This is a genomic window from Kitasatospora phosalacinea, assembly GCF_030268885.1.
Classification (GTDB): Bacteria; Actinomycetota; Actinomycetes; order Streptomycetales; family Streptomycetaceae; genus Kitasatospora; species Kitasatospora phosalacinea_C.
The window spans coordinates 157,229-171,195 of the sequence record NZ_BSSA01000011.1 but is presented as its reverse complement, the minus strand read 5'-3'; the positions used below and the strand labels follow the sequence as shown (position 1 = coordinate 171,195).

Here is a 13,967-nt window from a genome sequence, read left to right as displayed (position 1 = left end):
GCCCGCCCGTGACCGCGCGGGCGGGCGAATCGTTGCACCGGGAGACCGCGCGGAACGTCGGCACCCTCCAGGTGCGGGCGGCACCGCGCGGCGGAACCACGCGTGGATCATCTCCGGTCCACCGGGTGCGCGTGGCGGGCACGGGCCCGCCGTGGGACCGCGCCCCGGTGCCGCGGTCGGGTCAGCAGGGGACAGCGACCCCGTCCGCGACCGGGCGGACCCGGGGTGTGGCGGCCGGTACCGGTGCCGGCCGCCACACCTCAGTCAGCCGCCCGCTCCGGCGTACGCCCCGGTACGCCCAGCAAGCCGTTATCACGGACGGTGACCGCTCTCCGGCGGCCGGGCCGGCGCTTCCCCGTGCCGTGTCCACTTCCGGACTCACCGCTCATTTACGCCGAATCGGTTGCACGGCAAGGCCCTCGTCCAGGACGATGCAGGGAGGACGGGGCGCTCACCGTGCGCCCGCCGCCGTGGAGGGCCCGTTCGCGCGGGCGGCTCCGCTCTCACGCTCCGTGAGGCCGATCCGGCCCCGGCGCGTGCCCGTGACCATCCTTCCGCGACGGCGCTCCTCCCCCGGCGCCGTCACCCAGCACCGGCGCGGCCCTGACGCCGAGTGCTGCGACAAAGGGCCCCGTTCCCCCGCGGGGCCCTTTGCCCTTCCCGGAACCCGTCCCCGGCCCGGTCAGTCCGCCGCGGGGCGGCGGAACGCGGCGTGCGGGTCCTCGTCGTCCTTGCCGAGCGCGACGGCGGGGGCGGGCGGCTCGTCCACGACCAGCTCGACCGAGCCGTACGGGGTCCTCTCCAGCAGGTCCGCGCCGCCCTGGCCGGGCAGCACCGGCTGGACGAGCGGCAGCGCGCCGGGCTGCGGCGGCACGGCGGGCACCGGCGGCACCTCCGGGCGGGGCGGGGCCAGCGGCACCCGGGTGCGGCGCAGCGCGTCGAGCACGGCGGGCACGACCAGCGCGCCGAACACGCCCCAGCAGAGCGCGGAGACCAGCACCGAGACCAGCGACCAGCCGGCCAGGTCCATGGTGGTGCTCAGGTGCTTGCCGCTCGGGCTGGTGCGGGAGCTGTCGTACCACCTCGAGGTGCCGAGCAGCAGCGCGGCGGTCAGCACCGCGTACAGGCCCGCGAGCACCGCCCGGTCGCGGTGGAACAGCCGCCCGCGGTGCGCGGACCAGCCGAGCGCCAGTGCGGCGGCCAGCACCGGGAGGACCGTGAGCCACCAGCCCCAGCCGCGTCCGCCCAGGTCGAACAGCGAGAAGGAGAGCGGGTGGAGGCCGAAGGTGCCCAGGCCCAGGGCGGTGGCGCCGCTGCCGACGCCGTAGAGCTGGAGGCCGTCGTTGGTGACCATGCCCAGCGGGCCCGAGCCGTGCTCCGGGAACACCGTGTCGGAGGAGAGCCGCACCACCAGCGCGACCGCGGTGAGCAGCACCAGCAGGCCGCCGATCACCCGGGAGGCGTGCTGCCAGGCGAGCAGCAGGCTGCCCAGCCAGCCGCGCCGGGCGGCCTCCGCGCGCAGGGCGGCCGCGCCGTCCACGGCCAGCACCAGGGCGGCCGCGGCCAGCGCCGCGGAGACCGTGAGCGGCAGCAGCGCGATGCCGTTCTCCATGGACATCGACAGGTCGTCGTCCGAGCCGAGGCTCCCGCCGAGGCCCGCGTCGTGCCCGGCCAGCCAGCCCAGCAGCAGCGCGACCGCGCCGGACAGCGCCCCGGTGCGCAGCGCCTGCAGGGCGGCGGCGGAGGCGGTGGGCTCGACGGCGCCGGCCCGGCGGCGGGCCCGGCCGGCCAGGTGCAGGCCGGCCCAGAGCAGCAGCAGCCAGCCGAGGGCGACCAGGTACATCACCAGGTGGGTGCTGCTGGTGGAGACGGCGTCCGTGCCGTCGGCGAAGGAGGACTTCCCGGTGTAGTGGACCCGGGAGGTCAGCGGCGCGCCGAAGGCGGTGAGGGCCAGCGTCAGCCAGGTCTGGAAGCCCTTGGCGGACCAGCCGAGGCTGGCTCCCGCGGCGTCGCTGCCGTCCTGGCTGGCGGCGCCGATCACGGCGGCCAGGAGCAGCAGCGCGGTCGGCGCGATCAGCACCCGGCCCGCGGTCAGCCAGCCGCGGGAGAGCAGCGGCGTCTCCCGGGTGTGGTGCACCCGGCCGGCGCCCCACGGGGAGGGACCGGTGCCCGCGGAGCCCGCGCCCTCGATCACGTCCCCGATCGCGGGTGCGGCGAGCGGTCTCCCGCAGTTGGCGCAGGTCACCGCGGGGTCGGCCGAGGCCGCTCCGCAGGACGGGCAGATGGGCATGATCGGTCCCCCAGGGTGCTTCGTGCGATGAGGGCCCGTTTATCCCACCGGGGGTAAAGGGATGTCAATCTCCTTCTGCGGCCCGGGGAGGCACCTCGGGGACGGCCAGCAGCGGCAGCCGCAGCGCGCCGAACGCGTCCGCGGGGACGGCGGGCCGCAGCGGCGCGACGGGCGGCACCGGGCGGTAGGCGGCGCCCGGTTCGGGGCGCGGGTCGGCCTCGCCGCGGTTGGGCCACATCGACATGGCGCGCTCGGCCTGCGCGGTGATGGTCAGCGAGGGGTTGACGCCCAGGTTGGCGGAGACCGCGGAGCCGTCGACCACGCTGATCCCGGGGTGCCCGTACAGCCGGTGGTAGGGGTCGACGACGCCGGTGTCGGCGCTGTCGCCGATCGGGCAGCCGCCGAGGAAGTGCGCCGTCAGCGGGATGTCGAAGATCTCGCCCACGGTGGAGCCGGGGAAGCCGTTGATGGAGGCGGCGAGCGCCCGGGCGCCCTCCTCGGCGGCCGGGATCCAGCTCGGGTTGGGGGCGCCGTGGCCCTGGCGGGAGGTGAGCTTCCCGTTCTTCAGCGAGACGGTCAGCGAGTTGTCCAGGGACTGCATGACCAGGCCGATGATCGTCTTCTCCGACCAGCGGTGCTGGTTCATCGACTGGACGAAGGTCCACGGGTGCCGGGCCGCGGTGCCCAGGTAGCGCAGCCAGCGCGGCCCGCGCCCGGCGCCGGACACCTGCTGGATCGACAGCGCGCCCATCGCGTTGGAGCCCCGCCCGTAGCGGACCGGCTCGATGTGGGTGTTCTCGTCGGGGTGCACCGAGGAGGTGATGGCCACGCCGCGGGTGAAGTCGGGGCGCTCCCCGTAGCGCCGGGTGGAGGTCTGCGCGCCCACCAGCGCCTCGGAGTTGGTGCGGGTGAGGTGGCCGAGCCGGGCGGAGATCCGCGGCAGCAGCCCGGCCTCGCGCATCCGGTGCAGCAGCGTCTGGGTGCCGTACGTGCCCGCCGCGACCACGACCCGCTCGGCGGTGACCGTGCGGGCCCCGGCCCGCCGCGCCCGCCGGGTCCGGGCGTCGGTGGGCAGCACGTCGACCGCGTAGCCCTCGCCGTGCGGGCGCAGCCGCTTCACGGTGGTCATCGGCAGGATCTCGGCCCCGGCCCGCTCGGCCAGGTACAGGTAGTTCTCGGTGAGCGTGTTCTTGGCGCCGTGCCGGCAGCCGGTCATGCACTCCCCGCACTCGGTGCAGGCCCGGCGCCGGGGCCCGGCGCCGCCGAAGTACGGGTCGTCGACCTCGCCGCCGGGCGCGGCCTTCGCCTCGCCGGTGCCGTCCTGCCCGTCGCCGAAGAACACCCCGACCGGTGCCAGGTGGAAGGTGTCGCCGCAGCCCATCGCCTCGGCGGCGGCCTTCAGGTGCACGTCGGAGGGGGTCATGGTCGGGTTGAGCCGCACCCCGAGCATCCGCTGCGCCTGGTCGTAGAACGGCGCGAGCTCGGCCTGCCAGTCGGTGATGTGCCGCCACTGCCGGTCCTCGAAGAACGCCTTCGGCGGGACGTACAGGGTGTTGGCGTAGTTCAGCGAACCGCCGCCGACGCCCGCCCCGGCCAGGATCAGCACGTTGCGCAGCAGGTGGATGCGCTGGATGCCGTAGCGGCCGAGGGCGGGTGCCCACAGGTAGTCGCGCAGGTTCCAGGAGGTGCTGGGCAGCTCCTCGCGGCGGAACCTGCGCCCGGCCTCCAGGACGGCGACCTTGTAGCCCTTCTCGGTCAGCCGCAGGGCCGCGACCGAACCGCCGAAGCCCGAACCGACCACCACGACGTCGTAGTCGTACGACACTGCTGCCCTCCTGGGTTGGCTACTTCAGTCGGAACGCCTTCATCGCCTTCAGGCCGGCGGTGAAGAACTCGGCGAACTTCCGGTCGTCCATGCCCATCGACGGGCCGATCGGCAGCAGCCGCTGCACCGCGACGGTCTGCGCCTCGGTGTAGCGCAGGATGCCCTCGGCGCCGTGCCGCCGCCCCAGCCCGGAGTCGCCCATGCCGCCCATCGGCGAGGCCACCGAGCCGTACGCGGCGGCGTACGCCTCGTTGACGTTGACGGTGCCGGTGCGCAGCCGGGCGGCGACCCGGCGGCCGCGGGCGGTGTCCCTCGTCCAGACGCTGGAGTTCAGGCCGTACGGGGTGGCGTTGGCGGCGGCGACGGCCTCGTCCTCGGTGTCGAAGCGGTAGACCGAGACGACCGGGCCGAAGGTCTCCTCGGCGCAGACCGCCATGTCGGGGGTGACGCCGTCCAGGATGGTCGGCTCGTAGAACAGCGGGCCCAGGTCGGGCCGGGCCCGTCCGCCCGCCAGCACCTTCGCACCGGCCTTGACGGCCTCCTCGACGTGCCGGGTGACGGTCTCCAGCTGGCGGGCGGAGACCAGCGAGCCCATGTCGGCGCCGTAGGCGAGGCCGCCGCCCAGGCGCAGCGCGGCGGTCCGCTCGGCGAACCTCGCGAGGAAGGCGTCGGCGACCGAGCGGTGCACGTAGAGCCGCTCGATGGAGATGCACAGCTGGCCGGCCGAGGAGAAGCAGGCCCGGACGGCGCCCGCGGCGGCCCGGTCCAGGTCGGCGTCGGCGAGCACCAGCATGGCGTTCTTGCCGCCGAGTTCCAGCGAGGCGCCGACCAGGCGCTCGGCGGCCCGCCGGGCGACGTCCCGGCCGGTGCGGGTGGAGCCGGTGAAGGCGACGTAGTCGGCGCGCTCGACCACCTGCGGGCCGACCACCGGGCCGTCGCCGAGCACGATCTGCCAGGCCTGCGGGGGCAGCCCGGCCTCGACGAACAGCTCGCGGGCCCACAGCGCGGTCAGCGCGGTCTGGGTGTCCGGCTTGTTGACCACCGCGTTGCCCGCGACCAGGGCGGGCAGCGCGTCGCCGACGGACAGCTCCAGCGGGTAGTTCCACGGCGAGATCTGCCCGACCACGCCCTTGGGGCGGCGGGCCTCCACGGCGCTGGTCAGGCCGGGCACGGCGCCGCCGCGGCGACGGTCGCGCAGGTAGGAGTGCGCGGTGCGGCCGTAGTGCCGGGCCGCCGAGGCGACGGCCATCACCTCCTCGAAGGCGTGCAGCCGGGCCTTGCCGGTCTCCGCCTGGATGAGGTCGAGCACCTCGTCCTGCCGCTTCAGCAGCAGGTCGTGGAAGCGCAGCAGGACGCCCGCCCGGTGCCGCACCGACAGCGCGGCCCAGGCGGGCTGGGCCCGCCGGGCCTGCTCGAACGCCCGCTCCACGTCCTGCTCCGAGGACAGCGGCAGCTCCGCCAGCGCCTCGCCGGTCAGCGGCGCGAGGGTCTGCGCGTGCTGCCCGCCGGACGCGGTGACGCCCTTGGCCAGCCGGGCGACCAGCGCCGCCGGGACCGCCGAAGCGACGCCGCGCGCCGCACCCATCGCCGCAGGATTGCGCCGGACCTGGCTCGTGCTCTCCGTCATGCGGGCAGCCTAGGCCCTGGACCCCGACTTGTGTACCCGCCGGTAACACCAAAAGGCGGAACCCGGCGCTCCGGCCGGAACGCCTCAGGAGGTCGGGGTGAAGTTGTTCAGCACCGTGGTGAACTGCCGCAGGCTGTCCACCCAGTCCTTCTCCGGCCCGGAGATGTACACCATGTACGCCGTGCCGTCGCTGCGCCGGAACTCGACCTCCTTGGCGTGCCGCCGGGCGTCCTTGGCGCCGAAGCTGAACTCCCACACCGCGCCCTCCTCGCCCTTGATCTTGGCGATGGCGAGGCTGGTGCGCTGGTAGTCCTTCAGGCTCTTGCTGAGCGTGGCCTCCATCTGCAGGAAGTGCTCCTGCGGGGAGAGCGGCTGGCCGACCGTGACCGCGAACAGCAGGAAGTGCTCCTGGTTGTCCGGCGTGTAGTAGATCTGCCCGCCGCTCTTCTCGGTGCGCACCCAGTCGCCGTTGGTGGGCAGCAGGAAGCGGAACCCGGCCGGGTCGTCCCGCCAGGTGTACCCGGCGGGCGCGGGCGCGCCGCTGGGCAGCGGGCTGTCACTGGGCAGCGGGTTGTCCGCGCCGGTCGTCCCGGACGCGACCGGGCCCGGGACGACGGGCGAGCCGCCGCGGTGCCGCTGCAGGTAGTACGCGCCCCCGCCCGCGCCCGCGAGCAGCAGCACGCCGACCACCGCCCACAGCACCGCCCGACCGCGCCGCCGGGGCGGCGCGGGGGCCGGGACGGGCTCGGCGGCCGCGGCCGGGACGGGCACGGTGGCCGGTTCGGCCTCCGGAGCCGGTGCGGCGTCCGGAGCGGGGTCGGCCGACTCCGCGGTCCGGTCGACGATTGGGACCAGCTGGGTGGGCAGCCGGGACCCGCCCGCCTGCTCGGGCACCCGGATGCTGACGGTGTGCCCGTCGGCGACCTCGCGCAGCATCCGTCCGGCCTCGTCGGCGCCGGGGCGCTCGGCCGGGTCCTTGGCCATCAGCGCGGCCAGCACCGGCCCGAGCCCGGCGGCCCGGCGCGGTTCGGGCAGCGGCTCGTCCACGACGGCGGTGAGCGTGCTGAGCGGGTTGTCCCGGCGGAACGGCGACTCGCCCTCCACCGCGTGGTACAGCGTCGCGCCCAGCGCCCACAGGTCGGAGGCCGGCCCGGGGCGCTGGCCCTGGGCCCGCTCCGGGGCCAGGTAGTCGGGCGAGCCGACCAGGTCGCCGGGGCGGGTGATGTCCATCGCGCCCTCGAACGTGGCGATGCCGAAGTCCAGCAGCACGACCCGTCCGGTGCCGTGCTCCAGCAGCACGTTGGCGGGCTTGACGTCGCGGTGCAGCACCCCCAGCTGGTGACCGCGGTGCAGGGCTGCGAGCACCTGGAGGCCGACGTCGGCGGCCTCCCGCGGCGTCAGCGTGCCGTCCTGGGTGATGACGTCGGACAGCGCGCGGCCGTCCACCAGCTCCATCACGATCCACGGCCGGCCGTCCTGTTCCAGCACGTCGTGGATGGTGATGACGCCCGGGTGCTTGATCCGGGCGGCGGCCCGGGCCTCGCGCTTCATCCGGGACTGGAGCATCTCCAGGTCCTCCTCCGAGAGGTGGCTGACCGTCAACTCCTTGACCGCCACGTCCCGGTCCAGCATCTCGTCCCTGGCGCGCCAGACGGTCCCCATGCCGCCGCGCCCCAGACGCTCGCCGAGCGCGTACCGCCCGGCCAGCAGACGGCCGGTCGACTGCTCCTGTGCGCCCATGGGCCGTCCCCCCCTTCGTTCCCCCACCGCCGGTCGGACGGGGTCCTGGCAGACCGTCTGCCTGCTCGCACCGACGGTTCAGGAGGCCAGCCTAGGCGGCGCGGCGCCCCCCGGGAATCGCGACCCGACTACGCGTCGCACCGTGACCGGACGCTCTCAGCCTGCGACGGCGACGATCCCGGCGAGCGCCGCGACCAGCAGCACCAGCACGCCCCCCAGGATCAGCGGCCCGAGCAGCCGCGGCGGCACCCGCGGCTGCCGCACCGGCCCCTGACGTCCCGTCGCCCGCCCGGCCGCCCGCTCCCGCCGCCCGCCGCGCTGACGCGGCACCAGCGGACCGGCCGGCGGCCGCGGCACCGGCAGCAGCGGGTCGGGCGGGCCGTCCCGGCCCGGTTCGGGTGCGAACACCAGCAGGTCGCGCAACTCCCGCTGGACGGCGACCGCGTCCGGCCGGGCCCCGGCGTCCGGCTGCAGCAGCCGCTCCACCAGCGGCCGCAGCGGCCCGCAGCCGTCCGCGGGGTGGTGCCGCCCGTCCCGGACGGCCGCCAGCAGCGTCGGCAGGTCGGTCTCCGGGTACGGGCCGCGGCCGGTCAGCAGCCGGTACAGCAGCACGCCCAGCGCCCAGGTGTCCGCGGGGGCGCCCGGGTCGATCGCCCAGCGCTCGGCGAGCGGTCCGAGCATCAGCGCCCGGGTCTCGTACACCCGGCGCGGCACCTCGCCGCCCAGCGCCGCGCACAGCTCCTCCTCGGCGGCGCCCAGCAGCAGCCCGCCGAGCATCGCCGCGCCGTCCTCGCAGACCAGCACCGTGCGCAGGGTCAGGTTCCCGTGCGTCAGCCCGTCCTCGTGCAGGGAGCGCAGCGCGCCCGCCAGGTCCGCCCCGATCTCCGCGACCCGGTACGGCGAGACCGGCCCGTTGCCCGCCAGCCGCTCCAGCGGCACCCCCGGCACCGCCTCCTCGGCGACCCACAGCACCTCGTCCTCGGGTCCGGCCGCGAGCCCGCGCAGCAGCCGCGGGTGCGCGGACGCCGCCGCCGCGACCTGCGCGACCCGCGCCGTCACCCGCGGCCCGTACGACGGCGCGGGCGCCCCCGCCGGGTGCCCGGGCACCAGCAGTTCGGGCAGCTCCAGCCCGAACAGCCGCACCCGCGCCCCGCCGTGGACGTCCACCGCGAGCACCCCGGCCCCGTCCTCCGGACGGTCCGTCACCCGGTACCGTCCGGCCACCACTTGACCCGGCTCCGCTCGCATGCCTGTTCCTCACGCCGTAGTCCCGCCAGCGTACGGCTCCCGCCTGCCCCCGCCACCGTCCGGTACGCGCTTTCCCCGCCGCCGCCGGAAGCCGCCCCGCCACTCCCGCACCCCCGCCCGGGCGCGCCGGAGCCGCCCCCGGACCGCCGCGGGCGCTCACCGCCCCCGCGCGGCGTCCGTGTTCACGGGGCGGGCTGGAAGCTCTCGAAGGAGGTCTGCCGGGCCAGCGAACCCTCCGGCGCCGTCCACACCTCTTCGGGCATGGTCCAGTAGATCGCGTACCCGTACTTGCCGTTCCCGGTGACGAAGCCGCGGTTGAGCGAGTGCAGCAGGGTGCCGCTCTTGCCGGTGTACGTCCACTCCCAGTCGGCGGCGTTGGTCCAGTCCCGGTACGCGACGGACTCCACCCGGACCTTGCGGTAGTTGGTCATCTTCGCGTTGCGGTCGGACTCCTGCCAGTCCTTCAGCGCGCTGTCCCCGGCCGGGCTCTGCCAGTCGACGACCAGGCGCAGCCCGCGCCCCTCGAAGCGCCGGCTGGTGGCGCGGTAGTCGGGGCCCTGGTCGACCATCCAGTCGGGCAGCGTGATGCTGAACCCGGACTGGTCCTTGTAGACCCGGTACCCGGCGGGCAGTTGACCGGCCGTCGACGAGGGCGAGGGCGAACCGGAACCGGTGGCCGACGCCGGGGCCGAGGAGGCCGGGGAGGCCGCGGAGGCCGGATCGGAGGCGCTCGCGGAGACCGCCGTCGGCGCCGGGACCGGCACGGCGGCGTCCGCGGAGCCCCGCCCGTCGCCGCCGTCGCCCTTCGGCCAGAACACCACCAGCACCGCGACCAGCGCGAGCACCGCGACCACCGCGGCCCCGGCCAGCGCCGCCCGCCGCCGCGAACCGAACGGCCCGCCCGCGGGCGGCACTTCGGCCGTCCGCTCGGGCCCCCGGGCCTCGGCCGGGGCCGGGACCACCACCGTCGCGGCCTCGGCCTCGGCCTCGGTCGCGGCCGTGGTCTCCGGCAGCGGCTTCCCCGCCGCGATCAGTTCGAGCAGCGGACGGGCCGTGTCGGCGTCCATCCGCCGCTCCGGCTCCTTCTCCAGCAGCCCTTCGATGACGGTCCGCAGCGGCCCGGCGTTGCGCGGCGCCGGGAGCGGTTCGGTCATCACGGCGGTGAGGGTGGCCAGCGCGTCGCCCCGGTCGTACGGGGGGACGCCCTCGACCATCGCGTACAGCGTGCCGCCCAGCGACCACAGGTCGGAGGGCGGTCCGGGCCGGCGGCCGCGGGCCCGCTCGGGGGCGATGTAGGAGGGGGCGCCGACCAGCATGCCGGTGGAGGTGATGGAGGTGTCGCCCTCGACGCTGGCGATGCCGAAGTCGGTGAGCACGGTGCGCCCGTCCTCGCCGATCAGCACGTTCGACGGCTTGACGTCCCGGTGCAGGATGCCCTGGCTGTGCGCGGCTCCGAGCACCCCGAGCAGGTCGAGGGCGATCCTCGCGGCCCGTTCGGGGGTGAGCACGCCGTCCTCGGCGATCACGTCGGCCAGCGAGCGCCCGGCGACCAGTTCCATCACGATCCAGGGCCGGTCGTCCTCCTCGACCACGTCGTAGACGGTGACGGCGGCGGTGTGCCGGATCCGGGCGGTGGCCTTGGCCTCGCGCATGGTGCGGACGACCAGCCGGTGCTTCTCGATCTCGTCGACGGTGCCGGTCATCCGGAGTTCCTTGACCGCGACGATCCGGCCCAGCGTCTCGTCCTCGGCCCGCCAGACGGTGCCCATGCCGCCGCGTCCGAGCACCTCTCCGAGCCGGTAGCGGTCCGCCAGCAGTCGGCCGGTCGGTTCCTGCGGCTGCGTCATCGGTGCGCTCTCCCCATGGTGTTGCGGCCCTCGGCGGGCACCCCGCCGCGACCTGACGGCGTGTCGGACCGTCGAGGGTGGCGGTCGCACGCCGGACACCCATCATCCCCTGTCCCGTACCGGTCCGGCCACCCGCCCCCCTGACCGGAGCCCCGGAACGCGGCTCCGCCGGCGCCGGCCGGGTCGGGGAACGGCGCCGTCGTGCTCCTCGCCGGCTCCAGCAGGATCAGGAGGAGGCCGGCGACTCCCGGACCCGCCGTCCGCCGAAACCCGGAGGGCCCCCGCCGTCGCGTGACGGCGGGGGCCCTCCGGCTTCAACGGGGCGGTCAGCGGCCGGGGTTGACCGTGACCTCGACCCGCTGGAACTCCTTGAGCTCGGTGTAGCCGGTGGTGGCCATCGCCCGGCGCAGCGCGCCGAACAGGTTCATCGTGCCGTCGGGGGTGTGCGACGGGCCGGCCAGGATCTGCTCGGTGGTGCCGACGGTGCCCAGGTGCACCCGCTTGCCGCGCGGCAGCTCCTCGTGGACGGCCTCCATGCCCCAGTGGTAGCCCCGGCCGGGCGCGTCGGTGGCGCGGGCCAGCGCGGCGCCGATCATCACCGCGTCCGCGCCGCAGGCCACGGCCTTGGGGATGTCGCCGCTGTAGCCGACGCCGCCGTCCGCGATCACGTGCACGTACCGGCCGCCGGACTCGTCCATGTAGTCGCGGCGGGCGGCCGCGACGTCCGCCACGGCGGTCGCCATCGGCACCTGGATGCCCAGCACGTTCCGGGTGGTGTGCGCGGCGCCGCCGCCGAAGCCGACCAGCACGCCGGCCGCGCCGGTGCGCATCAGGTGCAGCGCGGCGGTGTAGGTGGCGCAGCCGCCGACGATCACCGGCACGTCCAGCTCGTAGATGAACTGCTTCAGGTTCAGCGGCTCGGCCGCGCCCGAGACGTGCTCGGCGGAGACGGTGGTGCCGCGGATGACGAACACGTCGACCCCGGCGTCCACCACGGCCTTGGAGAACTCGGCGGTGCGCTGCGGCGAGAGCGCCGCGGCGGTCACGACGCCCGAGTCACGGACCTCCTTGATCCGCTCCTTGATCAGCTCGGCCTTGATCGGCTCCGCGTACACCTCCTGCAGGCGCCGGGTCGCGGCCGCCTCGTCGGTGATCGCGGCGATCTCCTCCAGCAGCGGCCGCGGGTCCTCGTACCGCGTCCACAGCCCCTCCAGGTTCAGCACGCCCAGGCCGCCCAGCTGCCCGATCGCGATGGCCTGCTGCGGCGACACCACGCTGTCCATCGGCGCGGCCAGGAACGGCAGTTCGAACCGGTAGGCGTCGATCTGCCAAGCGATCGAGACCTCCTTCGGGTCACGCGTACGGCGGCTGGGGACGACGGCGATGTCGTCGAAGGAGTACGCCCGGCGGCCGCGCTTGCCTCGCCCGATCTCGATCTCAGTCACTTCGAGCCCTTCTGCTGCTTTCCATCTCCCGACCGGGTCACCCCGGCCACGCCCCAAGTATCCCGTACCGGGCCCGCCCGCCCCGCCAGGGGCGCACCCGCTCCCCCCGGAACAGCGGAAATCCGCCCGGGCCGCGGTGGTCCGCGGCCCGGGCGGATCCCCGGGGTCCTAGCGCGCGTTGTAGTTCGGCGCCTCGACGGTCATCTGGATGTCGTGCGGGTGGCTCTCCTTGAGGCCGGCCGAGGTGATCCGGACGAACCGGCCCTTGGTCTGCATCTCGCCGATGTTGGCCGCGCCGACGTAGCCCATGGTCTGGCGCAGGCCGCCGACCAGCTGGAACAGCACCGCGGCCAGCGGACCGCGGTAGGGCACCTGGCCCTCGATGCCCTCGGCGATCAGCTTCTCGTCGGAGGACACCTCGGCCTGGAAGTAGCGGTCCTTGGAGAAGGACTTCGCCTGCCCGCGGGTCTGCATCGCGCCCAGCGAGCCCATGCCGCGGTACGACTTGAACTGCTTGCCGTTGATGAAGAGCAGCTCGCCGGGCGACTCCTCGCAGCCGGCCAGCAGCGAGCCGAGCATCACGGTGTCGGCACCGGCGCACAGCGCCTTGCCGATGTCGCCGGAGTACTGCAGGCCGCCGTCGCCGATGATCGGGACGCCCGCGTCCTGGCAGGCCTGGGCGGCCTCGTAGATCGCGGTGACCTGCGGGACGCCGACGCCCGCGACCACCCGGGTGGTGCAGATCGAGCCGGGGCCGACGCCGACCTTCACGCCGTCCACGCCCGCGTCGAGCAGCGCCTGGGCGCCGTCCCGGGTGGCGACGTTGCCGCCGACCACGTCGACCGGCACGGCGGCCTTGATCTTGGAGATCCAGGACAGCGCGTTGTGCGAGTGCCCGTGCGAGGTGTCGACGACCAGGAAGTCCACGCCCGCGCCGACCAGCGCCTGGGCGCGGTCGAAGGCCTCGGCGGAGGCGCCGACGGCGGCGCCCACCAGCAGCCGGCCCTCGGAGTCCTTGGCGGCGTTCGGGTACTTCTCCGCCTTGACGAAGTCCTTGACGGTGATCAGGCCCTTGATCCGGCCCTCGTCGTCGACCAGCGGCAGCTTCTCGATCTTGTGGCGGCGCAGCAGCGCCACCGCGTCCTCCCCGGAGATGCCGACCTTGCCGGTGATCAGCGGCATCGGGGTCATGATGTCGGCGACCTTGCGGCTGCGGTCGGTCTCGAAGGCCATGTCGCGGTTGGTGACGATGCCCAGCAGCTTGCCCTCCGCCGTCGCCACCGGCACGCCGGAGATCCGGAACCGGGCGCACAGCGCGTCGGCCTCGGCCAGCGTCGCCTCCGGGCCGACCGTGATCGGGTCGGTGACCATGCCGGACTCGGAGCGCTTCACCAGGTCGACCTGGTTGACCTGGTCCTCGATCGAGAGGTTGCGGTGCAGGACGCCGACGCCGCCCTGGCGGGCCATCGCGATCGCCATCCGCGACTCGGTGACCTTGTCCATCGCCGCCGACAGCAGCGGGATGTTGACCCGCACGTTCCGGGAGATCCGCGAGGAGGTGTCGACCTGGTTGGGCAGCACCTCGGAGGCCCCGGGCAGCAGCAGGACGTCGTCGTACGTGAGTCCGAGCATCGCGAACTTCTCGGGTACGCCGGCGGCGTTGTAAGACATGGGGAACCTTCCGTGGCGGGCCGTCGTTCTGCGCACGGGCGCCCGGCTGTCATCGGCCGCCAAGACGCCCGGCAACTGGAGGAACCTCCAACGGAACCCCGCGCGCACCGGAGAAACTTTGGCGACCCGACCAGGCGCCGATACCCCATGGTACTGGTGACGCGGGGTAGGTCGTCGCGCCCTCTTGACAACGCCCGACCGCCCGCGCTTCTTCCGCACACCGACCGTCCACCGTCCACGCGCGTCCAGCAGCACCGACGGCGGGCGGGCCGGA

At 74.9% G+C, this 13,967-nt stretch carries 8 protein-coding genes; all 8 read right to left on the bottom strand.

Annotation, left to right across the window (positions count from 1 at the left end; genetic code table 11):
* Positions 1-682 precede the first annotated feature (682 nt).
* The 8 genes from QSK52_RS18180 to guaB all read right to left on the bottom strand — a co-directional run bounded on the left by QSK52_RS18180 (position 683) and on the right by guaB (position 13,693).
* On the bottom strand, positions 683-2,290 hold the full coding sequence (locus tag QSK52_RS18180) for a hypothetical protein (RefSeq protein WP_285737112.1): 1,608 nt from the start codon (positions 2,288-2,290) through the stop codon (positions 683-685).
* 64 nt (positions 2,291-2,354) lie between these two features.
* Positions 2,355-4,115 (bottom strand): GMC family oxidoreductase, encoded by a 1,761-nt coding sequence (locus QSK52_RS18175; RefSeq protein WP_285737111.1) that lies wholly within the window; start codon positions 4,113-4,115, stop codon positions 2,355-2,357.
* Between the two features lie 19 nt (positions 4,116-4,134).
* Positions 4,135-5,742 (bottom strand): succinic semialdehyde dehydrogenase, encoded by a 1,608-nt coding sequence (locus QSK52_RS18170; RefSeq protein WP_435053280.1) that lies wholly within the window; start codon positions 5,740-5,742, stop codon positions 4,135-4,137.
* A gap of 84 nt (positions 5,743-5,826) precedes the next feature.
* Positions 5,827-7,482, bottom strand: coding sequence for a serine/threonine-protein kinase (locus QSK52_RS18165; protein ID WP_285737110.1), 1,656 nt, complete (start codon positions 7,480-7,482; stop codon positions 5,827-5,829).
* Positions 7,483-7,638: 156 nt separating this feature from the next.
* A complete protein-coding gene (locus QSK52_RS18160; RefSeq protein WP_285737109.1) occupies positions 7,639-8,730 on the bottom strand; it encodes a protein kinase in 1,092 nt (363 codons plus the stop codon).
* A gap of 182 nt (positions 8,731-8,912) precedes the next feature.
* Positions 8,913-10,577: a serine/threonine-protein kinase gene (locus QSK52_RS18155; RefSeq protein ID WP_285737108.1), complete on the bottom strand. Its 1,665-nt coding sequence runs from the start codon at positions 10,575-10,577 to the stop codon at positions 8,913-8,915.
* A 326-nt stretch (positions 10,578-10,903) separates the two neighbouring features.
* Positions 10,904-12,022, bottom strand: a complete 1,119-nt coding sequence (locus tag QSK52_RS18150; RefSeq protein WP_030457373.1) for a GuaB3 family IMP dehydrogenase-related protein — start codon at positions 12,020-12,022, stop codon at positions 10,904-10,906.
* 168 nt (positions 12,023-12,190) lie between these two features.
* Positions 12,191-13,693 (bottom strand): IMP dehydrogenase, encoded by a 1,503-nt coding sequence (gene guaB / locus QSK52_RS18145; RefSeq protein WP_285737107.1) that lies wholly within the window; start codon positions 13,691-13,693, stop codon positions 12,191-12,193.
* Between the last annotated feature and the right edge of the window lie 274 nt (positions 13,694-13,967).